The 24979-nt window shown below is 37.7% G+C and carries 24 protein-coding genes, 1 tRNA gene, 1 other RNA gene and 1 pseudogene; 12 read left to right on the top strand and 15 right to left on the bottom strand.

From position 1 onward, the window contains the following. Positions 1 to 38: 38 nt before the first annotated feature. The 8 genes from H7T98_RS03015 to H7T98_RS02980 form a co-directional block, all read right to left on the bottom strand. On the bottom strand, positions 39 to 1862 hold the full coding sequence (locus tag H7T98_RS03015; protein WP_060973086.1) for an acyltransferase family protein: 1824 nt from the start codon (positions 1860 to 1862) through the stop codon (positions 39 to 41). Continuing rightward, complete coding sequence (locus H7T98_RS03010; RefSeq protein ID WP_014635145.1) at positions 1859 to 2269, bottom strand: membrane protein; 411 nt, start codon at positions 2267 to 2269, stop codon at positions 1859 to 1861. The genes H7T98_RS03015 and H7T98_RS03010 overlap by 4 nt, the downstream gene beginning before the upstream one ends. Next, complete coding sequence (locus H7T98_RS03005) at positions 2266 to 2700, bottom strand: low molecular weight protein-tyrosine-phosphatase (protein ID WP_049545228.1); 435 nt, start codon at positions 2698 to 2700, stop codon at positions 2266 to 2268. Before H7T98_RS03005 ends, H7T98_RS03010 begins: the two co-directional genes overlap by 4 nt. A 275-nt stretch (positions 2701 to 2975) precedes the next feature. After that, the gene (locus H7T98_RS03000; RefSeq protein ID WP_049545229.1) at positions 2976 to 4268 is read right to left on the bottom strand and encodes an adenylosuccinate synthase; all 1293 of its coding nucleotides are present in this window, start codon (positions 4266 to 4268) and stop codon (positions 2976 to 2978) included. A 235-nt stretch (positions 4269 to 4503) separates the two neighbouring features. After that, positions 4504 to 5010, bottom strand: a complete 507-nt coding sequence (locus H7T98_RS02995; protein ID WP_155198409.1) for a DNA topology modulation protein — start codon at positions 5008 to 5010, stop codon at positions 4504 to 4506. A gap of 621 nt (positions 5011 to 5631) precedes the next feature. After that, a complete protein-coding gene (locus H7T98_RS02990) occupies positions 5632 to 6642 on the bottom strand; it encodes a YeiH family protein (protein ID WP_003009857.1) in 1011 nt (336 codons plus the stop codon). 579 nt (positions 6643 to 7221) lie between these two features. Further along, on the bottom strand, positions 7222 to 7737 hold the full coding sequence (locus H7T98_RS02985) for a DUF308 domain-containing protein (protein ID WP_037601286.1): 516 nt from the start codon (positions 7735 to 7737) through the stop codon (positions 7222 to 7224). A gap of 218 nt (positions 7738 to 7955) precedes the next feature. Further along, the gene (locus H7T98_RS02980; RefSeq protein WP_003013606.1) at positions 7956 to 8468 is read right to left on the bottom strand and encodes a helix-turn-helix domain-containing protein; all 513 of its coding nucleotides are present in this window, start codon (positions 8466 to 8468) and stop codon (positions 7956 to 7958) included. 439 nt (positions 8469 to 8907) lie between these two features. Here H7T98_RS02980 and H7T98_RS02975 point away from each other — a divergent pair, with 439 nt between their 5' ends. Genes H7T98_RS02975 through H7T98_RS02965 form a run of 3 tightly spaced genes read left to right on the top strand, consistent with a single transcriptional unit; the run spans position 8908 to position 11226 of the window. Then, positions 8908 to 9885, top strand: coding sequence for a replication initiation protein (locus H7T98_RS02975; protein ID WP_048788728.1), 978 nt, complete (start codon positions 8908 to 8910; stop codon positions 9883 to 9885). Positions 9886 to 9896: 11 nt separating this feature from the next. Then, positions 9897 to 10085, top strand: a complete 189-nt coding sequence (locus H7T98_RS02970) for a DUF3173 domain-containing protein (protein ID WP_000369785.1) — start codon at positions 9897 to 9899, stop codon at positions 10083 to 10085. A gap of 1 nt (position 10086) precedes the next feature. After that, positions 10087 to 11226, top strand: a complete 1140-nt coding sequence (locus H7T98_RS02965; protein ID WP_201061248.1) for a site-specific integrase — start codon at positions 10087 to 10089, stop codon at positions 11224 to 11226. Between the two features lie 86 nt (positions 11227 to 11312). On the opposite strand, the gene H7T98_RS02960 is transcribed toward H7T98_RS02965, so the two are convergent. The 3 genes from H7T98_RS02960 to H7T98_RS02950 form a co-directional block, all read right to left on the bottom strand. Then, positions 11313 to 11385: transfer RNA gene (locus H7T98_RS02960), tRNA-Lys, on the bottom strand. Continuing rightward, positions 11386 to 11581, bottom strand: a non-coding RNA gene (ssrS, locus tag H7T98_RS02955) — 6S RNA. An 86-nt stretch (positions 11582 to 11667) separates the two neighbouring features. Further along, positions 11668 to 12936 (bottom strand): replication-associated recombination protein A, encoded by a 1269-nt coding sequence (locus H7T98_RS02950; RefSeq protein ID WP_201061246.1) that lies wholly within the window; start codon positions 12934 to 12936, stop codon positions 11668 to 11670. A gap of 170 nt (positions 12937 to 13106) precedes the next feature. Between H7T98_RS02950 and rpmB the strand changes: the two genes are divergently transcribed. The 4 genes from rpmB to H7T98_RS02930 all read left to right on the top strand — a co-directional run bounded on the left by rpmB (position 13107) and on the right by H7T98_RS02930 (position 14520). Beyond that, the gene (gene rpmB, locus H7T98_RS02945) at positions 13107 to 13295 is read left to right on the top strand and encodes a 50S ribosomal protein L28 (RefSeq protein WP_002885786.1); all 189 of its coding nucleotides are present in this window, start codon (positions 13107 to 13109) and stop codon (positions 13293 to 13295) included. 126 nt (positions 13296 to 13421) lie between these two features. Further along, positions 13422 to 13688 carry an IreB family regulatory phosphoprotein gene (locus H7T98_RS02940; protein WP_002885737.1) on the top strand — a complete coding sequence of 89 codons (267 nt, stop codon included), beginning with the start codon at positions 13422 to 13424 and terminating at the stop codon, positions 13686 to 13688. Further along, positions 13688 to 14107 carry a Holliday junction resolvase RuvX gene (ruvX, locus tag H7T98_RS02935; protein ID WP_002887078.1) on the top strand — a complete coding sequence of 140 codons (420 nt, stop codon included), beginning with the start codon at positions 13688 to 13690 and terminating at the stop codon, positions 14105 to 14107. Before H7T98_RS02940 ends, ruvX begins: the two co-directional genes overlap by 1 nt. Before the next feature lie 107 nt (positions 14108 to 14214). Further along, positions 14215 to 14520 (top strand): DUF1292 domain-containing protein, encoded by a 306-nt coding sequence (locus H7T98_RS02930; RefSeq protein WP_002887079.1) that lies wholly within the window; start codon positions 14215 to 14217, stop codon positions 14518 to 14520. An 81-nt stretch (positions 14521 to 14601) separates the two neighbouring features. Here H7T98_RS02930 and H7T98_RS02925 read toward each other — a convergent pair. Continuing rightward, positions 14602 to 15851, bottom strand: a pseudogene (locus H7T98_RS02925) (ISL3 family transposase). A 298-nt stretch (positions 15852 to 16149) separates the two neighbouring features. Between H7T98_RS02925 and H7T98_RS02920 the strand changes: the two are divergent. The 5 genes from H7T98_RS02920 to nrdG all read left to right on the top strand — a co-directional run bounded on the left by H7T98_RS02920 (position 16150) and on the right by nrdG (position 21432). After that, positions 16150 to 17796 (top strand): hypothetical protein, encoded by a 1647-nt coding sequence (locus H7T98_RS02920; RefSeq protein ID WP_002892107.1) that lies wholly within the window; start codon positions 16150 to 16152, stop codon positions 17794 to 17796. A gap of 98 nt (positions 17797 to 17894) precedes the next feature. Beyond that, complete coding sequence (gene nrdD, locus H7T98_RS02915) at positions 17895 to 20099, top strand: anaerobic ribonucleoside-triphosphate reductase (RefSeq protein ID WP_201061242.1); 2205 nt, start codon at positions 17895 to 17897, stop codon at positions 20097 to 20099. Positions 20100 to 20188: 89 nt separating this feature from the next. Beyond that, the gene (locus H7T98_RS10175) at positions 20189 to 20320 is read left to right on the top strand and encodes a hypothetical protein (protein ID WP_260319151.1); all 132 of its coding nucleotides are present in this window, start codon (positions 20189 to 20191) and stop codon (positions 20318 to 20320) included. A 1-nt stretch (position 20321) separates the two neighbouring features. Further along, positions 20322 to 20822 (top strand): GNAT family N-acetyltransferase, encoded by a 501-nt coding sequence (locus tag H7T98_RS02910; RefSeq protein WP_201061240.1) that lies wholly within the window; start codon positions 20322 to 20324, stop codon positions 20820 to 20822. A gap of 4 nt (positions 20823 to 20826) precedes the next feature. Beyond that, a complete protein-coding gene (gene nrdG, locus H7T98_RS02905; protein ID WP_201061238.1) occupies positions 20827 to 21432 on the top strand; it encodes an anaerobic ribonucleoside-triphosphate reductase activating protein in 606 nt (201 codons plus the stop codon). A gap of 31 nt (positions 21433 to 21463) precedes the next feature. Here the strand turns inward: nrdG and yaaA are convergent, their stop codons facing one another. The 3 genes from yaaA to aspS form a co-directional block, all read right to left on the bottom strand. After that, complete coding sequence (gene yaaA / locus H7T98_RS02900; protein ID WP_201061236.1) at positions 21464 to 22195, bottom strand: peroxide stress protein YaaA; 732 nt, start codon at positions 22193 to 22195, stop codon at positions 21464 to 21466. Between the two features lie 86 nt (positions 22196 to 22281). Beyond that, positions 22282 to 23223 (bottom strand): YitT family protein, encoded by a 942-nt coding sequence (locus tag H7T98_RS02895; RefSeq protein WP_002885781.1) that lies wholly within the window; start codon positions 23221 to 23223, stop codon positions 22282 to 22284. Beyond that, a complete protein-coding gene (gene aspS / locus H7T98_RS02890; protein ID WP_084915209.1) occupies positions 23216 to 24967 on the bottom strand; it encodes an aspartate--tRNA ligase in 1752 nt (583 codons plus the stop codon). Before aspS ends, H7T98_RS02895 begins: the two co-directional genes overlap by 8 nt. Positions 24968 to 24979: the final 12 nt, after the last annotated feature.

The following is a 24979-nucleotide window of genomic DNA, read 5'->3' as shown; positions in this document are numbered from 1 at the left end:
TCCATAAAAAAGAAGACAAGACTTGCCTTCTCTTTTGATTATTTCTTACCACCCTTAACTGGTGCCTTATCAGCTTTCTCTATAGCTTCTTTAATTGTCTTAGTATAGAGTTTAGCACCACGGTTAATAGAGTCGCTATCAGATCCAAAGTGAACCCCATCTGTACCATTCCAGATAGAAATATTTTCTTTAGCCACTTGATACCAGTCAGCAACCGTCACAAAGTCGTATTTCTTAGCCATCTCTAACTCATACTTACGTAACTGAATCAAAGATTGGGCCTCATTACCAGATTTACTACCATTATATGGTGTCACAAAGATAATATGGTGACCCTTAGGTAAATTCTTGATGATTTTATTAATAACGCCTTTATAGTCGTCAATCTCATTAACACCACCAGCAATGACAACATCCTTAGCAAGAGCATTACTATCCGCGTAATCTTTAAGCAAATCATTGATTGTTGATAGGTTACGACTGACAACTGCATCTATAGCGACATTATCAATACTTGATTCCAGCTGATCTTTTGATCTAAGAGCTACGGAGTCCCCTAAAACTGTCACTCCCTTATTCACACCAAATGAAGTAGCCTGACTGTTTTCCGCATTGGTACGCGTTAATTTCATCTTAGTCTGAGCTTGCGACAAACCATTAGCTTCTAAATCTTTCTCGAAGTTTCCTACAGCTGGCGCAAAGAGAGAAATAAGCACTGTAATTAAAGTAAGACCACTAAAAACATAAAGCACAATATGTCGGTACGGCGTCAAGTCTAAATCTATTCCAAAGAGACTGGCCTTTCTTCCTGCAATAAATGGCTCTATTATATAGTAGGAAAGTGTTGCGAAAACAATTGACAGAATCGTTGTCAGAATGACTGCAATAATATTATTGGTCAATTGACTAAAGATAATATATAGTGGCCAGTGAAAAAGATAGACACTATAGCTAATCTCTGCCAAATAACTAATAAGAGCAGGCTCTGATTTTCCAGGCAATTTCTCATGGAGGACACGGGCAGAGTAAATCATAACAGCCGTGAACAAACTAGCTAAAACAAAACCAAATAGATAGGTAATGCGTTCCTCAAAATGGAGAACTAGGCCCAACAATACGAGCAAGGCAAAACTTCCTACCATATAAAGGACCGTCTTTTTCAGAGTCCAAAGGCGTATATTTTTCTTGAACCTAGCGGTCGTTTCATACACACCTGAAAGTGTCGCAAAGAGCGAACCTAGGAAAAACGGATAGGCATGCGTAATTGACGAGAAATATAAGCGAGAAAAACTATCAACAAAGAAAGCACTAATAAACATTGATAGGAAACTCACCATAAAGCAGGCAAGAGATACCATAAAGACTAGGCTTCTAAATTTATTTTGATGTTTAACACGCTTAGCTAGGAACCAAAGCAAGGCACCCCAAAGAATATAATAGTGAACCTCAATAGCCAGACTCCATGTATGGAGGTAAATATGCTGGTTAAATTGGTTCTCATAATTTCCCCCGGTCAAAATCTCATAATAGTTAGTTACAAAACCGATAACAGAGGTGATTTGACGTCCAATACCTGCAATAAAATCATTTCGAACCAAGAGCGCCAAAGGGGTACAGATAAGAACCATCAACACAAGTGGTGGTACTATCCGGTAAAAGCGTCGTCGCATAAAACCAAGGTAATCAATGCGATGCGTCCTAGATACCTCATCAATCAAAAGTGCTGTAATCAAATACCCTGAGAAGGTAAAGAAGACATCAACACCGATGAAGCCCCCAGGAAGAATACTTGGGAAGAAATGATAGATCAGAACCAAAAGAAGTCCTGTCACACGAATATAAGAAAACCAGTTAATTCTCATCCTTTAAAAATCCCCTGTTTAAATTTTCCTTTGTAGGTAACCTTATTTTCAGTAGTCAATTTTCCTTGACCATCGGCTTGACCAGACTTGAACTCTCCTTGATAAATCCAACCCTCATGAGATTTGAAGGTTCCTTGACCATTAAAGGAACCATTCTTAAATTCTCCCGTATAGGTATCACCATTATCATAGGTCAAAGTTCCTTGACCATTCAAACGATGGTTCTGCATCTGACCTTTATAGGCAATCTTAGTCCCATCAATCTTGATAGAATGTTGCGTTTTTATAGTCACCAAAAACAAGGACAGGGCGCATAAAATAATAACCCCTACTGTAATACGCTCAAATTGATTTCGGTCAATATCAATATTTTTAAAATCAAAATCCTTTAGTTGTTTAAAATTCATTGTCTATCCTTAATCCACTGTAACCAGTCTCGACAACCTGCAGTTACTAATTTATATGTTTCTTCAAAGTCACCTGTATACCATGGGTCCGGAACTCCACCAGGTCTGAAAAGCTTGATTTTATCGTCATAACGCCCTGCAGATATCTGTAGAAGATCCTCAACATTTGACTCATCCATTCCCACAACTAAATCAAAGAACTCAAAATCGGCCTGACTAATCTGTTGTGAGCCCTTGGAAGAGTCAAAAGAAATAGCATATTTCCTTAAAATCTTTTGGGTTCCTTGATGAACTGAATTTCCATGCTCCCATGAAGATGTCGCGCGACTTTCGATATGCAAAGACTTTTCTTGGTCCAGCTCTTTCATCACAAATTCTGCCATTGGGCTACGACAAATATTCCCCAGACAAACAAATACAATCTTATTCATTATTCACCTCTTGCCCAAAACTATTAAGAGATATGCTCACTTATTTTCTTCGTCAAAATTATGAACACACTTTTAAATCATGAAAGTAGGTTCTCATTAACTTTCATTTAATCAATCCATATTATACCGAAAAACTAATCAAATAGAAAGGTTTCTTTCCTAATCATATCGAAAAATTAGCAACCTTTTTTAACAGTTGCAATATTCATATTAATCTATATGTTTAAGGCGTGAGAAAAGAGAACCTAGTTTCCTAGATTCTCCTTTTGTTAGCTTTAGATATTTGACCAAACACTTTCAAGGATGTTTGTTTGTTCACGTCCTGGTCCTACAGAGAAAGTAGAGATACGTACACCTACCAATTCACCAACACGACGAACATAATTACGAGCATTTTCAGGAAGCTCATCTAAACTACGGCAACCTGTGATGTCTTCTTCCCAACCTGGCAATTCTTCATAGATTGGTTTACAACGTTTCAGTTGCTCAAGACTAGCTGGGTAGTAATCAATACGCTCACCATCAAGGTCATAAGCTACACAAATTTTTACAGTGTCAAGACCTGAGAGAACATCGATACAGTTCAAGCTGAGGTTTGTGATACCTGATACACGACGACTATGGCGCATCACCACTGAGTCAAACCATCCTACACGACGTGGACGTCCAGTTGTTGTTCCATATTCATGACCAACTTCACGGATGCGTTCACCCACTTCATCAAATAACTCAGTTGGGAAAGGACCATCACCAACACGACTCGTATAGGCCTTACATACACCAACTACCTTATTAATTTTAGATGGACCAACACCAGAACCGATTGTAACACCACCCGCAACTGGGTTTGATGACGTTACAAATGGGTAAGTACCTTGGTCAATATCAAGCATAACCCCTTGAGCTCCTTCAAAGAGGACACGTTTACCTGCATCAAGAGCGTCATTCAAGATAACGGATGTATCTGTGACATATTGCTTAATTTGTTGTCCGTAAGCGTAGTATTCTTCAAAAATCTCATTGAATGATAATTCTTCAGCTTCATACATCTTACTGAAAAGACGGTTTTTCTCAGCTAAGTTCGTTTTCAAACGATCAGCAAAGATTTCTTTGTCCAAAAGGTCTGCAATACGGATACCTACACGCGCAGCCTTATCCATATAGGCAGGACCAATACCTTTGTTAGTTGTACCAATCTTATTGTCACCTTTGGCGGCTTCTTGCAGTTGATCAAGTTTAATATGGTACGGCAAAATAACGTGTGCGCGGTCAGAAATACGAAGGCTCTCTGTTGACACACCTTCTGCATGAAGATATTCCAACTCTTTGACAAGTGATTTAGGATTGACCACTACACCGTTCCCGATAACAGAGATTTTCTCTGGGAAGAAAATACCTGATGGAATCAAGTGCAATTTAAATTTCTTACCATCGATAACAATCGTGTGACCTGCATTGTCTCCACCTTGATAACGTGCGATCACTTCGGCGTCTTGACTTAGGAAATCTGTAATTTTTCCTTTACCTTCATCACCCCACTGGGTACCCACAACAACTACTGATGTCATATTATTTTGATAACGGACAGCTCCACCTTTACGAGGCTGTCCCCACCTTTCTTGAAAAACTTCACGGTGGGAATTTCACCCACAAGTTTTGCGTTACAGTTTATTATAGCAGAAAAAAGTCTATTTGTTCAACGTTGAAAGCGCTTCTTACAAAATATTCTGACAGTTATAGCTAAGATTGCAACTAGTTATTTACTATATCTTTTTAACCTTGCTTCTTATGTATAACTATCAGCTATTTAACCTGCTTCATATAATCATTTAACTGCCTTTGATTCTTTAAAATAATTGTCTTGTCAGAATAATTTTTAACAACTGCATTATATCGCTCTACATATTTTTTAGAACGTCCGTCTAATAAAATCCATTTCACAAATGCAAAATCAAATTTTTCATTACAGCCTTCTGCCATGCTAGGACGTGTCTTTCCCCTATATGTTAAATAACGCCTAAATGCCCGATAGAGGCAATTAACTCTGTTAAAGTTGAAATAGACAATACAGTCAGCTTCTCTCATACGTTCTTCATAAAGACAGGCCGAGTAATTCCCTTCAATAATCCAATCACTTTGTAGCATAAATGTTGATATATCGCCAGTCATTTCATCAACTGTTCGCTCTTGCCAATTTGATGTGAAATGAATTTTATCTAAATGAAGTACCTCACAATCGTAGTGTTGACCTAAAAAATTTGCCAAAGTCGACTTTCCAGAACCACTATAGCCAATGATTGCAATTTTCAACTCATGTCTCCTTTTTCAATTCTGTTTCTCGACTATTATCATAACACAAAGCATATATTTAGAAGAAATTATCATTGGGAACAACTCTCGTTTAGACAAATAAACACGTAAATTTCTGTTTAAAGTGAGTTCTTTCTTAGAAAAATAAAAAAGAGACTTATAAGCAAGTCTCTTTCCGATATTAAGATGCCCCCTACATGGATTTGGAAAGGATTTTCATATTGAGAGTAATTAAAAATATTGAAATATAAGTGATTTTAGGGAAGTACTTTTAGGTATTTCCAATGTCATGATTTAAAAATGGGGCAAAAGTGGGGCAAAAACGAATGACTCTCATTTGGTTTGAAAACCTATAATATCTAATGATTATGCTATACTAGAAATATAGTGTTGTTATCAATAAATATCAGTGCGAGACTAATCGGAGGATAAAATGGAAAAACAAATTAATGAAAAAATTATCGAAATGGATAGGGAATATCCCTTTTTATTTTGCTTTAAATCAGATTTTTGGATGGAATAGTAGATGATAAGACAAAATATCTTTGAAGATACAAAAAGACAAACGCCAAAAATGACGTTTGCCTACGTTCTGAGGTAGCCTTTAGGCTCCCTTTTTTCTTAGAAAATACCGATGAGTAATTGCATGCCAAGACTAGTCAGGATGATAGCGATCCAGCAAAGGGCTCCAAGAAGAATGGATTTTCCACTGGATTTGATCATAGCAACGAGGTTAGTTTTGAGACCAATAGCACTCATAGCCATGATGATGAGGAATTTGGAGAGCTGTTTGAGAGGTGAAAAGAAGCTATTGCTAACACCAAAAGAAGTAAGGACGGTGGTTAGCAGAGAAGCTAGGATGAAGTAGAGAATGAAAACGGGGAAGATTTTTTTAAGCTTTACTCCTTGGTTGTTGTCTTGTTGACGGCTTTGCCAATAGGAGAGGAAGAGAGTAATAGGGATAATAGCTAAGGTACGAGTCAGTTTGACAATGGTTGCAGATTCTAGAGTATTGGTATGATACAGACTATCCCAGGCGCTAGCTGTGGCTGTTACAGAGGAAGTATCGTTGACCGCAGTACCCGCAAAGAGAGCAAAACCTTCGTTGGAGAGATGGAGCCAAGAACCTAGAGTTGGAAAGATAAGAGCTGCCAAGACATTGAAGAAAAAGATAACAGAAATGGCTTGGGCTACTTCTTTTTCCTTGGCGTGAATAACAGGAGCAGTCGCTGCAATGGCAGAACCGCCACAGATAGAAGAGCCTACCCCAATCAAGGTAGCTAGCTTTGTATCCATGTTAAAAAATCGTTGGAAAAAGAAAGCAATAATTAAAGCGATAGAAATAGTCGAAAGGATGACAGGAAGGGAAGATTTTCCAACTGCGAAAACTTGAGAGATATTGAGTCCAAAACCAAGTAAGATAACAGCATACTGAAGCAATTTTTTGGAGCTATAAGTCAAACCAGCATCCAGTTGTTTATAGGGAGTGAGAAAGGGGTAGAGAATCATTCCGATAAAAATGGCGAAAACAGGTGCTCCCACAACAGGCAGAAAGCCTCCTAAAACCCAAGAGATGATAGAAATGATCAGACAGACTAACAGTCCTGCCCAATTTTTTGATAGAAATGACATAAAAACCTCCGAAAATAAATACTCCTTATTATAATCTTATCTGTCAGAAAAGTAAAATAAACAGTAGGAATAAGGTTGTAAATTAACGGAATTTTGCGGTCAGAGAGCTTTTGTAGTTTAATAGATATATGTTCTTTGATCAATAAGGATGCAAATGTGGCATATGTTATTGAAAAAAATGAATTTGATGAGCCTGGATATGTGAAGTAATTATGTGAGATAAGAAAATAAATAAGAGAGTTGAAAATGTACTGCACCCCAAAAGTTAGACAGAAAAAATCTAACTTTTGGGATCAGTACAAACAGTGCTTTTTTTGTTGAAATCGCAAAGAATCTAAGCTTTCTTTTTGCAGATAACATTCGCTCTTTTATTTTCGGTATGATTGAGTCGATGCCCCGTTCTCGACCGGTTATTATTGCAACTTATCGAATGCTAGAGCACTATGCCATCACTTTTTGGAAGAATACTTGGAGCAATTCTACGCAGAATGGAATGCGAAAAAGTGATAATTAAAGAGACAAAAAAGCTGAGAATATGATTTCCCAGCTTTTTTGAATGCGATAGAAATAGCAACTAGACTATTTACGAAAGGCCTCAATAATGTAGGTGAAGCCAGTAACTAAAAATGAAAAGGCAATGACATAAACGACAAAGACACCTGTAGCCACTGGATTGAACAGAATCACTAGACCTAGTAAAAATACAAGCAAGGCTACCCACGTGATATTGCTACCAATAATAGGGAAAATCAATCCTAGACGATTGCCTTTAAAGAAAGCAATAATGGCTTCTACAATTAACCAAATTCCTACAATGGTCGGAATGACGACCGGCAGGGTCACAAAGCCATAAGCAACGAGGTAAAGAGCTAAGAGAAGACTAACAAACCCTTGGAAAAGATAAACAGGTGAGCGAAGCTCTTTTGGTGCAGAGAAATAGCCTAAAATAGCTGCTATAGAAGAAACCAGTAAACCAAATGAAATCCACCAGCTGTAAGCAACAAGATTAGCTACTGGGTTTGTAAATAGGAAAAGTCCTAAAAGGACAAAAACAACTCCTGCAAGGAATAGCAGTAAACGATTAGAAAATTTCATTTCAATACCCCCTATATAGTATAGTCTGATAATTAAACTATTATACTTATTTTTATAGAAAATGTCAATAAAATAAATAAACAATTTGGAAGTTTCAGTCTGACTTACAAAAAGAAAAGGAGTTTCCACTCCTTTTCACAGATTAAAGACAAAGTCCTTATAAAAGTGTCTTCTAAAGATTTTAACTTCAATCTGAAGCGAGGTTATCCTCGCTTTTTCTATTTATCAAACAATTCCTTATTTTCAATTAAGAGTTCTAGTGGAGATTTATCCCTTGCTTCAATAAAACCAGGTTCATATTGGTTATGAAGTGTTCTTTTCTGAGAAGTTGGATCAATATACAACTCATCTCCATCTTCTGTGTATAGTTGGTTGCCTCTTGTTAAGTAAAGTAAATCCTCTAAGTACTGTCCATCAGTTTCTAGAAAATCTTCGATGTATTTGACAGCTTTTAAAATCTCACTTACTTTATCAGAGTATTCATTAGATTCAAGAACACTCTTTTCTAACTCAATCTCTTTACTAGTTCCAAATAGTTGGGTTGGAGTTGCATTAAAATATTCTGCTATCTTATCCAAATTTGCAAAGGTAGGATAGCTTTTTTGTTTTTCGTAATCAGAGATGGACTGTTTACCAATTCCTAAATCTTCAGCTAGTTGAGTTTGACTTACTCCTTTTTCTATGCGTAGGCGTGCCAAATTGGGTCCAAAATTTTGAATAATAAAGGTCATGGAAAACTCCTATTCTTTTATTTTTAACTTATTTTATCACCTATAAACTTACAAATCAAGTTTTTAGTTGACTATTTAAAATATTTTTTATAAAATATATTTATAACTTATAAATAAGTTATAAATAATACAAAAAAATAGCTCGTAAGTTTAGGATTGGTGAGTGGGGAAGAAGTTGAGGACAAGACGATGACTTATGACTATTCGAAGCCTTAGAGCTAGAAATTGTGTGGACAAGGACAAGGGCGAGCCTGACGGGAAGTCAGGCGAAGTCCCGAAGACTGCCGTCCAGACAATTTCTAGCCAAGCAAAAGCTGGCTATTCTAACAGCCAGCAAAAAGGGACACTTAGGGCAACGCCCAAAGAACGACGGAACGAGCAATCGTTGATTTGACGGTGTTTCTGAAACCTAAAAAATCTAAAAGAAGGGGGGACAATTTTGTTGGTTTCTATACAAGATTTAAGAAGTATTCAAGAACGATGTGATGTAGGAGAATTAGTACAGCGGTTAGATGTCAGTATTGATAGATTAACGGTTATCTGGGATACAGACATTGGTTCCCTAAGACAAATTTTTAAAAATCTGAAACAGGCAATAAGTACAAGAGTTGATTCATTTGAAATACATGATAACGTACGAGATGATGTCTTTACTTTAGCTAAAGTTTTTAATGAGTATGATTCGATCAATATTATATTTTTTCAATTATCCACTTATGGAGGTGAACAATTGATTCGAATTGATTTCAATCCTAATACTTTAAAAGAATTTGATGGAAGGAAAGTATGGAGGCAATTAATGTACTTTGCTAGATTGAATTCATTGACAGTACGTTTGTCACGTTTTGATTTGGCATTTGACATTTTCAACAATCCTGAAATCGTTAATTTGCAACATATTAAAGGTGGTGTTACCCATAAGGCCTTCTATGGTAGAGGGGGCGAATTAGAGACGAAATATTGGGGTTCTAGCGGTAGTAATGTACAAGTTAGGTTATATGATAAGAATAAAGAAATCATTGTTCACAAGCGCGAAGAGAAGCTAGATTTGGATGTAAATCCGTTTTGGTGGAGATTAGAGTTCCAACTCAGAACCAAAGCGATTGGTGAGGAGATGGTCCAAGATGTTATGAATCGACTTGATAATTTCGGATTTTATAAGCTAGAACATATTCGAGTGGAGCAAAGAGCATTTACAATTATCTTTCTCAACAATCCTGAACTGTTATCATTGGCTTTTCCAAATTTAAAATCAGACAGCATCAAAAAGAAAAAAACAAGAGTCCGCAAACTATTGAGAGAAGAAACGAATCAATTTGCGGAAGAACTAAAAGAAGTATTAATACAGAATCTCCCTAAATTAAATGCAGAATTACAACTACTTGTAGGCGAGTTTCTGAATTTAGAAAATAAATAAGGAGGATAACTATGGACAATAATTTAATTAGTAACAAAGAATTAATTGAAATGGGCTATCGCCCTCATACAGCAAATGATATCATTCATCAGGCAAGAGAATTACTTGTCTCACGAGGCTATACATTTTATAATCGCAAACGTTTGATGGTTGTTCCAAAAAGTGTTGTAAATGAGATTCTAGGAACTGAGGTGGCGTAATATGGCAAGTGTTCGTTATCGAAAGCGAGGAGATAGTAATTTATGGACCTATGAAATTCGTAGCGAAGGGAAAACAGTTGTTCATAATAGCGGTTTTAAAACAAAAAAACTTGCAGAGTCAGAAGCTGAACCGATTCTGCAAGAACTTCGTTTAGGAAAAAGAATTTCTAGAGATATTTCTCTTGTAGATCTGTATCAAGAATGGCTTGAACTAAAAATTCTACCGAGTAGTAGGTCGGAAGAGACAAAGAAAAAATATCTTCTCCGTAAAAACACAATTGAAAGATTATTTGGAAATAAAAAAGTCACTCAAATTCGTGCGAGTGAATACCAAAGAATTATGAATAAGTATGGACAAACAGTTGGTAGAAATTTTCTTGGTAGATTGAATACTGGGATTCATCAGAGCATCCAAATGGCAATTGCAGACAAAGTTCTAATAGATGATTTTACACAACATGTCGAGTTATTTTCATCCAAAGAACAACAGATGACAGAAGAGAAATATTTACATACAGAAAAGGACTATCTTGATTTACTTTTAGCAGTAAAGAGAAAATTTGATTACCAACGTTCAATTGTTCCTTATATCGTCTATTTTCTATTAAAAACAGGCATGAGGTTTGGAGAGTTAATAGCGTTAACTTGGAATGAAGTTGATTTTGACAGAGGACTGCTAAAAACATATAGGAGGTTTAATACCCTTTCTCATAAATTTGTCCCTCCAAAAAATAAAACGTCTATTCGGATGGTACCGATAGACGAAGAATGTATTAAGATATTACAAATCCTAAAAATTGAACAAGAGAAAGCTAATAAAGAGCTAGGAATCAAGAATAGGTATAAAATGATTTTTCAGCATTATGGCTATATTCACTTGGTACCAGACATTGCAAGTGTCAATAAAGCTTTGAGTGTTCTTTTAAATGAATTAGATATTTATCCAATTATCACGACAAAAGGAGCACGTCATACCTATGGAAGCTACCTCTGGCACAAAGGTTTTGACCTTGGAGTTATTGCAAAAATTCTAGGGCATAGAGATATTTCAATGTTAGTAGAAGTATATGGACACACTTTAGAGGAAAAAATTTTTGACGAATTTAATCAAATCAGAGATGTTTGGAAAGATTGCTCATAAAAAAATGTGGGGCAAATGATGGGGCAAATCAGTTATAGACAAGCAAAAAAGCCTTGTAAATTAAGGCTTTTTCCTGTTGATTTAGATGCCCCCTACAGGGCTCGAACCTGTGACCCATGGATTAAGAGTCCACTGCTCTACCAACTGAGCTAAGGAGGCTGGATGCTGTATTGGTACCGATGATCCACGGTTTGTATTGAACCCGCGACGTAAAAAAGCAGGTGGGCGACTCGCTACTAACTTCAGTTGCTTCTGGGTGAGCCAGCCTGCACACTGTTAATAGACCTCTGTCTCCCGATAATACAAAAATTAGTCGGTCAACACTTATATGTGGATTCGTATACCACAGCAATTTCTATGTTTTTATAATACCACTTTTGAAAATTATTGCAAGAGGAAAAATCAATTTTTTTGCAATCGTTTTCGTTGATTCCTCTCGCATTATCTAGATAACTTATCGATTCGGTCTTTATTAGCTCCAAGAGCTCTTTCATATTTCCCGGTTTCATTGGGGCGGAAATAATTCACACCTCTTAATTTATCCGGAAGGTATTGTTGCTTGACCCACTTTTCGGGATAAGCATGGGGATACTTGTAATCTTGTGCATTGCCTAGTTCCTTGCTTCCAGCATAGTGTCCATCTCTCAAATGACGAGGAATCGGTAAATTTCCTGATTTTCTAAGGTCTGCCAAGGCAGCATCCATAGCCATATAAGCAGAATTCGACTTAGGAGATAAAGCTAAGTCAACAACTACATTGGCTATCAAAATACGCGCCTCTGGGAAACCTACTTTCTGTGCAGCTTCCAAAGCTGTAACCGTGTGAACTTGCGCATCAGGATTAGCTAAACCAATATCCTCGTATGCAATCACAGTCAAGCGTCGCGCTAGACTAGGGAGATCTCCTGCTTCAACCAAACGCGCTGCATAATGAAGACTGGCATTAACATCAGAGCCTCGAATAGATTTTTGCAAAGCAGAGAGCACATCATAGTGTCCATCACCGTCTTTATCCATGGTGATGTAGCTACGTTGTAAACTATTTTCCACTGTATTTAAAGTAATATGGCGAAGCCCATCTTCTGAAGCTGGCGTCGACATGACAGCTAGATCTAACGAATTATAAGCCGAACGTAAATCACCATTAGTAGCCGTAGCAATAAAATCTAGAGCATCATCATCTAACTGGACATCAAAGTCAAAACCATGCTCCTTATCCTCTAAAACACCTAGGATAGCTTCCTTAATATCCTCGTTAGAGAGTGGTTCCAACTCAAATATTTGTACACGACTACGGATGGCTGGTGTTACAGAAAAAAACGGATTCTCCGTTGTAGCCCCAATCATGATAATATTACCATTCTCTAAGAGTGGTAATAAAAAGTCTTGTTTAGCTTTATCTAAACGATGAATCTCATCTAGGAGCAGAACTAAGCCACCTGAAAATTTAGCCTCTTCCGCAATTTCCTGCAGGCGTTTCTTGCTATCAACTGTAGCATTAAAGGTTCTAAAAGCAAATTTTGTTGTTCCTGCAATAGCACTAGCTATTGAGGTCTTCCCGATTCCTGGTGGACCGTAGAGAATCATTGACGATAGCATATTAGCTTCTACCATACGGCGAATAATTTTACCTTCACCAACCAGATGCTTCTGACCAATCACCTCTGAAATTGTACGTGGACGCATGCGTAGAGCAAGATTATCTGGCATCTTCTCTCCTTTTTTAAACTGATTTTTTCTTATTATAATAAGCATATACTATTTTGTTACAAAAAGAAATTATAAATAGTTCTTGTCAAACCTAAATTCTTATGATAGAATGTTTTGGTATGTGGTGCTAGCACATCCGTAATAAATTCTACCTAGGAGGAAAACACGAAATGGCTAAAGTATGTTACTTTACAGGACGTAAAACTGTTTCTGGAAACAACCGTTCACACGCTATGAACAAAACTAAACGTGCCGTTAAACCTAACCTTCAAAAAGTTACTATCCTTGTTGATGGTAAACCTAAAAAAGTTTGGGCTTCAGCTCGTGCGCTTAAATCTGGTAAAGTTGAACGCGTTTAATCTTATTGGATATTAAGAGAGATGACTTTAGTCGTCTCTTTTTTTATTTATCATCTTTCCCTTTTGGGTATACTTATGTTATAATAAAGAACTAACAGATAATTCTTATAGAAAGAAGGTGTCAGTATGGGATTTACAGATGAAACTGTTCGTTTCAACCTAGACGACGGTAGCAAAGATGAAATCAGTAATACTTTGACAAATGTCTACCGTTCGTTGGCTGAGAAAGGTTATAATCCTATCAACCAAATCGTCGGTTATGTTCTGAGCGGTGACCCTGCTTATGTTCCGCGTTATAATGACGCCCGTAACCAGATTCGTAAATACGAACGTGATGAAATCGTTGAAGAACTCGTTCGCTATTATCTTAAAGGAAATGGAATTGACCTCTAATGCGAGTAATGGGACTTGATGTTGGCTCAAAAACAGTAGGAGTTGCGATTAGTGACCCCCTCGGTTTTACAGCCCAAGGCGTTGAAATTATCAAAATTGACGAGGAGGCTGAAGAGTTTGGTTTCGACCGACTAGGCGAGCTCGTTAAAGAATATAAGGTAGAAAAATTTGTTGTTGGTCTTCCTAAAAACATGAATAACACTGAAGGACCACGTGTTGAGGCAAGCAAAGCCTATGGTGACAAAATCAAGGAAATCTTTGGAATTCCTGTAGATTACCAAGACGAGCGCTTGACAACTGTTCAAGCCGAGCGTATGTTAGTTGAACAAGCAGATGTCAGCCGTGGAAAACGTAAAAAAGTTATTGATAAATTAGCTGCCCAACTTATTCTACAAAACTACCTCGATCGAATGTTTTAAGAAAGTGTAATAGAGACCTAATAGTCAAGTGACAATCTAGTAAACTGACAAGCAAATATACTAGATTTTCCTCACTATTCAGCGCTCTCTTCAAAAAGGAGAACAATATGTCACACAATCACGACCACAACCATGATCATGAAGTCATCACTTTAGTAGACGAACAAGGAAATGAAACACTTTTTGAAATCTTGTTGACTATTGATGGACGCGAAGAATTTGGTAAAAACTATGTTCTTTTAGTACCAGCTGGTGCTGAAGAAGATGCTAATGGAGAAATCGAAATACAAGCATACTCATTCACTGAAAATGAAGACGGTACTGAAGGCGACCTTCAACCAATCCCTGAAGATTCAGATGCTGAATGGGATATGATCGAAGAAGTTTTCAATAGCTTTATCGACGAAAACTAAAAATATTCAATGCCATAGGCAAAGAAATGGCTTGTTAAAAAGGCTCTTTGTCAACTGTAGTGGGTGACGAAAAGCTAACATCTAGAGAGAACCTGATAGGTTTTCTCTTTTTGTATGTTCAGAGTGATGAAAACACGCTTCCTAAAGTTAATAAAGTTTCTAAAACCGAAGCCCAGACGTTTGATGTCTTTGATAAGCTTATTGGTCCCCTCCAATTTTGCATTTGAGTAATGTGTTTCTAGTGCGTTTTTGATGTATGGTTTGTGTCTAAGGAAGGTCCTAAAGACAGTTTTGAAGTAATGATTGACCTTGCTTATATTCTCCTCTATGAGCTCAAAAAACTCATCTACCCTCTTCTCTTGAAAGTGAAACAGCAACAGCTGATAGAGGTTATAATAATTAGCGAGTTCTTCTGAAAAGTCTAGTGTCTTCCTAACGACTTCATGTGGACTTAAGGTTTGACCAAAGGTCTTCGAGTGAAATGATTTACAAGATAACTTACGGCTGTCCTTTTGGAAGAGTCGCCAGTGATTTTTCAAGGTTCGGTAGGGGAGTGATTTCTTATCAAACTGGTTCATAATGGCAATTCTTGTCTTTAAAAAGGCACGTCCAAGGTGCTGGATGATGTGGAAACGATCAATAATGATTTCGGCATTTGGAAAAAGTCTTCGAGCTAGTAGCATATAGGCTCCTGACATGTCCATCGTGATAAACCGTACCTTTTGTCGTACTTTCAATGGATACTTCAAAAAGTAGTTTCGAATAGTGGTTTGACGGCGATTATCAAGGATGGTTATGAGTTTGTTGGTCTCATAGTTTTGAGCCACAAAAGCGAGTTCACCTTTCTTGAACCCAAACTCATCCCAGGACATAACAGCTGGGAGTTTGTCATAATGTTCCTTGAAAGTAAACTGGTCAAGTTTACGATAGACAGTGGACGTCGATACACGAAGTCTTCTGGCAATATCCGTTAGTGATACCTTCTCAGTTAGAAGTTGTGCAACCTTTTGTTGGACAAGGTTGGAGATTTGGTGGTTTTTCTCAACGATTGAGGTTTCAGCCACCGTTACTCTCTTACACACTTTACACTGGAAGCGACGTTTCTTCAGACGTAGTAGTGTTGGAGTTCCAGCTTGTTCGAGAAGAGGGATTTTAGAAGATTTTTGAAAGTCATATTTGATCATTATTCCTTGACAATGAGGGCATGGTGGTGCAGAATAATCAAGTTTTGCATGAATCTCGATATGAGTATCTTTTTCAAAAACAAGAGAAATAATGATGTTAGGGTCTTTAATTCCGATTAATTCTGTGGTATTCTTAATAAGTCTCATGAGTTCTTCCTAATGATGGTTTGGTCGCTTTTCATTATAGTTCTTATGGGACTTTTTGTGTACATTGAAAAAGCTCCATAATCTCTACAGTGGTTTTACCCACTACAGAAATTATAGAGCCGTTAAAAAGAGATTGGGATATTGTATCTCAGTCTCTTTTTTAGATATTTTTTATTAAATGTAAGAAATTAGAGGAAAATTGACTAAATGGTATTATCTGATATACTTTAAATAAGACAATTAGGAGGCAAGACCCTTCTATTTATAACTTTCCAAATGTCAACAAAGGAGTTTAATTGTGAGTCCATACAACGAAGACAATACTGTAGATTCAAGTGGCTACCAAGGTTATCATCGAAGCCACCATCGATCTCATACACAAGATAGTCAATCCGAAAAGATTGAAGTGACAATTCAAGGACATAACGAAGAATCAGATTCTTCTCAAATAGAGAAAAAAACTAAGATCTCACTTCCATGGAAGCATAAAGGTCATATCCTGATTTTCAGTTTGATCTTAAGTATTTTTAGTATATCAGTTCCCTGCTTTACAGACTTTGCCAATAATATACAGTCTCAAAACCTTTATATTGCAAAAATGTTTGCCAATGGTAGCTTACCTTACTCTGACTTTTTTGCGACAGGTGGATTCTTTTATTACCTCCTGGTTTCTCTGGCTTTCCGTTTAGGATCAACGCTTTGGCTAATTCCTATACAATTCCTCGCCTACTATCTTTCTGGTAGTTACCTTTACAAGACTGTCATGCACATGACAAGTAAGAAGGAAATTGCCACTCTAATTAGTATTATTTTCTATGTCACTAATGGAACACTTGGTTTTGGTGGGCTTTACCCTATCCAATTTGCTATGCCTTTTGTCCTAGGTGCAATCTTCTTCTTAACTCGTTACTTTGCGGGTCATAGTCGTGACGAAGCCTTTATTCTTTACGGCTTTGCTGGTACTGCGGGAGCTCTTTTTGAAGCTCGAACTCTTATTTTCTGGATATTGTCACTTGTGACAATCTTCGTTTACAACCTTGTCAACAAGCACTTTGCTCGTGGTTTTTATCAAGTTCTTTGTATTGTTTTTGGTAATATTCTAGTATTGTATCTATGTCTTTACTTTATCCTTAATTTACAAATTACATCGGACTACATTAACCAAGTTTTGGTTTACAACTTTACACAACTCGCTGTAGAAAAAAATGACTTTCTACTTACATTAGCCTATCAAAGCTTTGCTGTTTTAGGCTCTGGGTTACTTATTGGTGCACTTACTACAAGCAACCACCTTCTTGGTGAGGCTAAAGATAAGAGCATCAAGTGGGTACTGCTCCTTAGTTTTATCTTTACAGTGGTTTACAGCTTATTCTCTCAAAGCTTTGGACTTTACAGTATGCTCAATATCGTACCTTATGGTCTAGTCTTAACAGCACTTTCTTTAGATGATGCTATTAAAAAGAGAGCAGAGCGAACTTCTCACCGACGTCGTAATGGTAACCAGATTCACACACTTAAAGTTTTTGGTATCTTCCTTAGTCGTAATTACTTCTTACCTATTGCAGTCTTTGCATTCGCTTTTGCGATGCCAATCATTATGTTCCTATTTAATTTAGGAAATAATACTGAACGTAGTACTGTTGCAAATTACCTCGCTAAAAATACCAAAAAAGATGAAACTATCTACGTTTACGATTCCTCAGCAAAAATTTATTTGGAAAGCGGTCGTAAAGCAGCCTCACAATTTGTTCTTCCAGAACTTAACACAGCTAAATCTAGTCATCAGAAAGCTCTCTCAGATACTATTATCCAAGATTCAGCACAATATATCGTTGTCCAACAGGATACACAACTACCTTCTGATGTTAAATCTACACTTTCAAAAAACTATAAAAAAGCCCCTGTAAAAGGCGTTGAACGATACACTGTTTACGTCCTAAAATAGGTCAAAAAATCAATATATAGTGGTTGAGACAAAAATATACCACAATATATTGATTTTTTTTTGCCTAGTGCTATAATTAGTAACGAGGTGATTTTTAGATGATTACATTAGAAAAAGAAAAGGTTACAATCAACCCTGATATCAAAGTCATCAAACGTGATGGTCGTATGGTTGTCTTTGATTCAAGTAAAATATATGAAGCTATTCTCAAAGCGAGTGAAGCTATTACACCTATCACACCCTTAATTGAAGCAAAATTGGAGGGAATTGCCAACCGTATTGTTGCTGAAATTAATGACCGCTTCACTCAAAATATCAAAATATATGAAATCCAAAGCATTGTAGAGCATGAGTTACTCGAAGCTAACGAATATGCTATCGCTCAAGAATATATTAACTATCGTACCAAACGTGATTTTGAGCGTTCTCAGGCTACTGACATCAATTTCACCATCAGTAAACTTGTTAATAAAGATCAAGCTGTTGTTCATGAAAATGCTAATAAAGATAGCGACCTTTACAATACACAACGTGATTTAACCGCAGGAATTGTCGGAAAATCTGTAGGACTTAAGATGCTTCCTCCACACGTGGCAAATGCTCATCAAAAGGGAGATATCCATTTCCACGATTTAGACTACAGCCCTTACACACCTATGACCAACTGTTGTTTGATTGACTTCAAAGGCATGTTGGCAAATGGTTTTAAAATTGGTAACGCTGAAGTTGAAAGTCCTAAATCCATTCAAACTGCAACAGCACAAATTTCACAAATCATCGCAAATGTTGCCTCTAGTCAATATGGTGGCTGTACTGCTGACCGTATCGATGAGTTTTTAGCTCCTTACGCAAAACTTAACTACAAAAAACACTTAGCTGATGCTAAAGAGTGGGTAGCTGAAGAAAAACGTGAAGATTATGCACGCGCCAAAACGCGTAAAGATATCTACGATGCTATGCAATCTCTTGAATATGAGATTAATACGCTTTTCACTTCAAATGGACAGACTCCCTTTACCTCTCTAGGTTTCGGCTTGGGAATAAGCTGGTTTGAGCGTGAAATCCAAAAGGCTATCCTACAAGTTCGTATTTTAGGACTTGGCTCCGAACACCGTACAGCTATTTTCCCTAAACTGATTTTTACCTTAAAACGTGGACTTAACTTAGAGCCTAGCTCACCTAACTACGATATTAAGCAACTAGCTCTTGAATGTGCAACAAAGCGTATGTACCCGGATGTCCTATCATATGACAAAGTCATTGAATTGACGGGTTCCTTCAAGGCTCCTATGGGATGTCGTTCCTTCCTACAGGGGTGGAAGGATGAAAATGGTGTTGAAGTTAATTCTGGACGAATGAATCTGGGGGTTGTAACCCTTAATCTTCCTCGAATTGCCCTAGAATCTAAGGGAGACCAAGATAAATTTTGGGAAGTTTTTGAAGAAAGAATGGGAATTGCCAAAGATGCACTCGTCTATCGAGTTGAACGTGTCAAAGAAGCTACACCTGCTAATGCGCCTATACTTTATCAGTATGGGGCCTTTGGCCAACGTCTAGGTAAATTCGACAATGTAGATCAACTCTTCAAACATCGCCGTGCAACCGTATCACTTGGTTATATTGGGCTTTATGAAGTAGCATCTGTTTTTTATGGTAGTGACTGGGAGACAAATCTTGAAGCCAAGGCATTTACTTTAAATATCGTAAAAGCTATGAAAAATGCTTGTGAAGGTTGGTCTGACGAATATGATTATCATTTCTCTGTTTATTCAACACCATCAGAAAGTTTGACTGATCGCTTCTGTCGTTTGGATACTGAAAAATTCGGTGTCGTGACTGATATCACAGATAAAGAATATTACACCAACTCTTTCCACTACGATGTTCGTAAAAATCCAACACCATTTGAAAAATTAGAATTCGAAAAAGCTTACCCAGAAGCTGGCGCAACTGGTGGATTCATCCATTATTGTGAATATCCAGTCCTCCAGCAAAACCCTAAAGCACTCGAAGCTGTCTGGGACTTTGCTTATGACCGTGTCGGTTATCTTGGAACGAATACTCCAATAGATAAATGCTACAAGTGTGACTTTGAAGGGGACTTCACCCCAACAGAACGTGGATTCATGTGTCCTAACTGTGGCAACACAGATCCTAAAACAGTTGATGTTGTCAAACGTACTTGCGGTTATCTAGGAAATCCACAGGCACGCCCAATGGTTAAAGGACGCCACAAAGAAATCTCAGCTCGAGTCAAACACATGAACGGTTCAACCATAAAATATGAAGGTAAACACCTTTAATAAGACCTAGAATACATTATAATAAACTAGAAGCAGCTGGATGATACCTTCCAACTGCTTTGCTTATTTCATTTTTAGAAAGGAATATTATGGGAAAATATCAATTAGATTATAAAGGTATGCAACAAATGGAACGTTACCACGAAAAAAATGCAACCGTCAAAAATGATAAAAAAGCACGTGTCCAAGCCCTTTTGAAAAAAGCTGGAAAGAAGAAGTAATATGATTTTACGCCGTCCAAGTCAAACAGATAAAGAAGCTATCTTAGAGATGATGGCTGAATTTGAAAGGGAGCAAGCTGCTCATGATGGTGGATTTTGGAACGCCTACAATTTTGTTTATGAAGAGTGGCTAGAAGAAAATCTTCAAGCGGAAGCGGGACTCAATATTCCTGAAAACTGGGTTCCTGCTATCCAGCTGGTTAGTTTTGACGAAGCAGGCCAGGCTCTTGGCTTTCTCAACCTTCGTCTCCGATTAAATGACTACTTACTAGAAAAAGGGGGCCATATCGGCTACTCTATCCGTCCATCCGAACGAGGAAAGGGTTATGCGAAAGAATCTCTCCGTCAAGGCTTACAAATAGCTAAAGAAAAGAATATTCATCGTGTTCTGGTCACTTGTAGTATCAAGAATCTTGCTAGCCAAGCTGTTATATTAGCCAACGGTGGTCAGTTGGAGGACATTCGCCATGAAACTGAGCGCTATTGGATAGGTTTGGAGTAGAATCATGACATGGAATACACCAAAACCACAAGAATGGAAGTCTGAAGAACTTAGCCAAGGACGCATTATTGACTACAAAGCTTTTAACTTCGTTGATGGTGAAGGCGTACGTAATTCGCTTTACGTCTCTGGTTGCATGTTTCATTGCAAGGGATGCTATAATGCTGCCACCTGGTCATTTAAGGCAGGAATTCCCTATACCAAAGAACTTGAAGAACAAATCATGCTTGACCTAGCTCAACCTTACGTACAAGGTCTCACGCTACTTGGTGGTGAACCCTTCCTAAACACAGGAATTCTCATTCCCCTAGTCAAACGCATTCGTAAGGAACTCCCGGAAAAAGATATCTGGTCTTGGACTGGGTATACTTGGGAGGAGTTGATGCTTGAAACCCCTGATAAACTAGAACTTCTTCAACTCGTTGATATTCTCGTTGACGGCCGCTTTGACATCACTAAAAAGAATCTTATGCTCCAGTTTCGAGGATCATCTAATCAACGTATTATTGATGTCAAAAAATCTCTTGATCAAGGAGCAGTCATTATTTGGAACAAGCTAAATGACGGTCAGACAAACTATGAACAAGTCGATCGTAAAGATATGCTATAAGAAAAAGTCTGAGTTGGTAACTCAGACTTTTTTAAACGATTTTAACAAAAACTAGCCCATTGTTAGAGGATAAATCCTCACGATAGTTAAAATCATCAAAAGACAATTTTCGTAAAGCATTAATCATTTGACAATTCTCCTCCATAACAGCTGTCAAAAAAGCCCCTCTTGCCTTTTTGGATATCGTAGAATGAGTCTTAAGAACTCCATTGCGGTCTTCCATAAAACTAACCGTGAATAACTGCTTACGAAGAGTTGGACTAAAAACATCCTCAAATTCACTTGAAAGTAAAGAAACAACTGGAGCTTGACTCTCCTCTAGAAATTGGTCATATTCAGCACGCCAATAGTTTTTTAAGGACTGACCATTAACCTTGATCTTCGTATGAAAATCATGACGATGTTCTTGAATCGGATAAAAAGCGGGAATAATCCCATAAAAGGAAGATGTGATGAATACTTGTTGGCCTAAGAAATCTTTTTCACATGTGGATAAGTCACTACGTTTGATGTGACGATACATCAGTCCATTAAAAAGCTCGACAGCTGGATAGTTCTTCGCTTCTCCAGACAAAATCGCAGCCCAGCGCTGCTTTTCTTTCTCAGCCTGCTCAGGCTTTATTTTATAAGCTGTGGATAATTCATCTGTGGACAATTTTGCCATTTCAGTTAGGATAGCCGCACTCTTTTCGGATAATTTTTGAGACGAAACTTCCTTACTGGCCTTCATTTCTTTTGCGGTTGGAATTAAAAATCTAATCATACTGATATTGTAAAGTCAAGCAGGCATTTCGTCAAGAATTCTCTCCAACAAAAAAGAAGCTAACGTTCGTCAACTTCCTTTTTTTGTTAGTCATCTAAATCAACAAAACGACCTAGAATATGTACATTTTCTGCGATGGAGACAAAGGCTTTGGGATCTGCCTTTCTCATATAATGCTTGAAGTCAGTATACTCTTCACGCGTAATAATCGCCAGTAATACTGCTTTCTTTTCGTGATTATAAGTCCCTTCCGCATCATTAATCAGCGTTACTCCACGGTGGAGTTTCTTCTGAATCATCCTTACAACTGGGTCAGGATTACTTGTGACAATCATAGCCTGCATTTTCTTTTGTTTTGTGAAAATCGCATCTGTAACTCGACTAGAAACAAAAATAGTCACCATTGAATAAAGAGCATATTTCCAACCAAAAAGAATGCCCGCAAAAACCATGATAATTCCATTGACAATCAAGGAGATATTACCAACATCACGACCTGTTTTCTTACGAATAGTGAGGCTAACGATATCCGTCCCCCCACTAGAGATACGTGATTTTAAACCGAAACCAATCCCCGTACCCATGACCAAACCACCAAAGATAGCATTGATCAAAGGATCCTCTGTCAAGGTTACATGTGGCATCACCTGAATAAAAAGGGAGCTCATCGTTACTGTAATGAAGGTAAAGATTGTAAATTTATGGCCAATCTTGTACCAAGCCATAATCAAGAGAGGGATATTAATCGCATAGAAAGTCAATGATACTGGTATCTCAAAGCCCAAAGTTCTAACACTCAATGCCGATAAAACCTGTGCCAAACCTGTTGCTCCACTGGAGTAAACATGTCCAGGTTGAAAAAAGAAATTAACGGCGATTGACGATAAGAGACCATAAAGTAAAGAAGCTGAGACTTTTTCAGTATATTTTTCACGGGAAATACTACGTACAGCCTGCAAAACGCCCATTTTCTTCGCAGACTTTTTCGCTACAAATTTAACATGTTTATGAAGAGGTGCTTTATTCATTTTCTAAATCTACATGAAGGGCAAGTTCTTCCAACTGTTTATCAGCCACAAGACTTGGGGCCTGAGTCATAGGATCTGATGCCTTATTATTTTTAGGGAAGGCAATCACTTCACGGATATTATCTTTACCTGCAAGAAGCATAACAAAACGGTCAAGACCGATAGCCAAACCACCATGTGGTGGGAAACCATAGTCCATAGCTTCAAGAAGGAATCCAAATTGCTCATAGGCTGATTCTTCAGAGAAACCAAGGGCTTTCAACATACGTTCCTGTAGGTCTTTATGATTGATACGTAGACTTCCTCCACCAAGCTCATAACCATTCAAGACAATATCATAAGCTACAGCACGTACCTTGGAAAGATCTCCTTCAAGCTCTGCTGCAGAATCTTCTGTTGGCAAAGTAAATGGGTGGTGAGCAGACATATAGCGTCCTTCTTCTTCAGACCACTCAAACATTGGCCAATCGACAACCCAAAGGAAGTTGAACTTAGTGTTGTCAATCATGTCAAGTTCTTTAGCAATTTGATTACGCAAAGCACCAAGTGTGTTATTAGCGATTTCAAGTGTATCTGCTACAAAAAGAACTAGATCATTCTCTTCAAGGTGTAAAGCATCTGTCAACTTATCTTCAATACTTGTCAAGAATTTAGCAACTGGACCTGCTAGAGCTCCGTCAGTCATCTTAACCCAAGCAAGACCTTTAGCGCCAAATTGTTTGGCAAACTCTGTCAACTTGTCAATACTTTTACGTGAGTATTTGTCTGCATTTCCTTTGACAACAATTGCCTTAACAGCTGGTGCCTCAGCAAATACTTTGAAGTCTACACCCTTGACAACTTCTGTCAAGTCTTGTAAAAGCATGTCAAAGCGTGTATCTGGCTTGTCAGAACCATAGTTATTCATGGCATCATCATAAGACATGCGGGGGAATGGTAATGTAACTTCAATCCCTTTAGTTTCTTTCATAACCTTAGCAATCAATCCCTCTGTAATATCTTGGATTTCTTGCTCATTAAGGAATGACGTTTCCAAGTCAACTTGTGTAAACTCAGGTTGACGGTCTCCACGCAAATCTTCATCACGGAAACACTTAACAATTTGATAATAACGGTCAAAACCAGCATTCATCAATAATTGTTTAGTGATTTGAGGACTTTGCGGAAGAGCATAAAAGTGACCTTGGCTAACACGGCTTGGAACCAAGTAATCACGAGCACCTTCTGGTGTAGATTTTGTCAACATTGGTGTTTCAACATCGATAAATTCCAAGTCATCAAGATAATTTCGGATGGCGTGAGTTACCTTTGCACGGAGCTTAAAGTTTTCCAACATCTCTGGACGACGAAGATCCAAGTAGCGGTAACGCATACGTGTATCATCACTAGCCTCAACACCATCTTTAATTTCAAATGGCGTTGTTTTGGCAGTATTAAGAACTTTAAGATTTTCAACTTTAAGTTCGACAGCACCTGTAGACAAGTTATCATTAGCTTGTTCACGCGCTTCAACAGTTCCTGTTACTTCAATAACAAATTCGCTACGCAAGCTTTCAGCTGTTTCAACAACATTAGCATCCGCATTTTCAGGGTTAACAACCAACTGCATCAAACCTTCACGGTCACGAAGATCGATGAAAATCAAACCTCCGAGGTTACGACGGCGAGATACCCAACCTTTCAAAGTAATAGTAGTTCCGATGTGTTCACTACGAACACGTCCGGCATACATAGAACGTTCCATAAATACACTTCT

Source organism: Streptococcus sp. 23.2 (assembly GCF_016648665.1).
GTDB lineage: Bacteria > Bacillota > Bacilli > Lactobacillales > Streptococcaceae > Streptococcus > Streptococcus salivarius_E.
The sequence above is the reverse complement of the archived record's forward strand: the minus strand, read 5'-3'. Positions and strand labels throughout refer to the sequence as shown.

Excerpts from the sequence above, each read along its gene's own strand:
- H7T98_RS03015 (WP_060973086.1), bottom strand. The coding sequence starts at position 1,862 with ATGAGAATTAACTGGTTTTCTTATATTCGTGTGACAGGACTTCTTTTG.
- H7T98_RS03010 (WP_014635145.1), bottom strand. The coding sequence starts at position 2,269 with ATGAATTTTAAACAACTAAAGGATTTTGATTTTAAAAATATTGATATT.
- H7T98_RS03005 (WP_049545228.1), bottom strand. The coding sequence starts at position 2,700 with ATGAATAAGATTGTATTTGTTTGTCTGGGGAATATTTGTCGTAGCCCA.
- H7T98_RS03000 (WP_049545229.1), bottom strand. The coding sequence starts at position 4,268 with ATGACATCAGTAGTTGTTGTGGGTACCCAGTGGGGTGATGAAGGTAAA.
- H7T98_RS02990 (WP_003009857.1), bottom strand. The coding sequence starts at position 6,642 with ATGTCATTTCTATCAAAAAATTGGGCAGGACTGTTAGTCTGTCTGATC.
- H7T98_RS02985 (WP_037601286.1), bottom strand. The coding sequence starts at position 7,737 with ATGAAATTTTCTAATCGTTTACTGCTATTCCTTGCAGGAGTTGTTTTT.
- H7T98_RS02980 (WP_003013606.1), bottom strand. The coding sequence starts at position 8,468 with ATGACCTTTATTATTCAAAATTTTGGACCCAATTTGGCACGCCTACGC.
- H7T98_RS02970 (WP_000369785.1), top strand. The coding sequence starts at position 9,897 with ATGGACAATAATTTAATTAGTAACAAAGAATTAATTGAAATGGGCTAT.
- H7T98_RS02965 (WP_201061248.1), top strand. The coding sequence starts at position 10,087 with ATGGCAAGTGTTCGTTATCGAAAGCGAGGAGATAGTAATTTATGGACC.
- H7T98_RS02950 (WP_201061246.1), bottom strand. The coding sequence starts at position 12,936 with ATGCCAGATAATCTTGCTCTACGCATGCGTCCACGTACAATTTCAGAG.
- rpmB (WP_002885786.1), top strand. The coding sequence starts at position 13,107 with ATGGCTAAAGTATGTTACTTTACAGGACGTAAAACTGTTTCTGGAAAC.
- H7T98_RS02940 (WP_002885737.1), top strand. The coding sequence starts at position 13,422 with ATGGGATTTACAGATGAAACTGTTCGTTTCAACCTAGACGACGGTAGC.
- ruvX (WP_002887078.1), top strand. The coding sequence starts at position 13,688 with ATGCGAGTAATGGGACTTGATGTTGGCTCAAAAACAGTAGGAGTTGCG.
- H7T98_RS02930 (WP_002887079.1), top strand. The coding sequence starts at position 14,215 with ATGTCACACAATCACGACCACAACCATGATCATGAAGTCATCACTTTA.
- nrdD (WP_201061242.1), top strand. The coding sequence starts at position 17,895 with ATGATTACATTAGAAAAAGAAAAGGTTACAATCAACCCTGATATCAAA.
- H7T98_RS10175 (WP_260319151.1), top strand. The coding sequence starts at position 20,189 with ATGGGAAAATATCAATTAGATTATAAAGGTATGCAACAAATGGAACGT.
- H7T98_RS02910 (WP_201061240.1), top strand. The coding sequence starts at position 20,322 with ATGATTTTACGCCGTCCAAGTCAAACAGATAAAGAAGCTATCTTAGAG.
- nrdG (WP_201061238.1), top strand. The coding sequence starts at position 20,827 with ATGACATGGAATACACCAAAACCACAAGAATGGAAGTCTGAAGAACTT.
- yaaA (WP_201061236.1), bottom strand. The coding sequence starts at position 22,195 with ATGATTAGATTTTTAATTCCAACCGCAAAAGAAATGAAGGCCAGTAAG.
- H7T98_RS02895 (WP_002885781.1), bottom strand. The coding sequence starts at position 23,223 with ATGAATAAAGCACCTCTTCATAAACATGTTAAATTTGTAGCGAAAAAG.
- aspS (WP_084915209.1), bottom strand. The coding sequence starts at position 24,967 with ATGGAACGTTCTATGTATGCCGGACGTGTTCGTAGTGAACACATCGGA.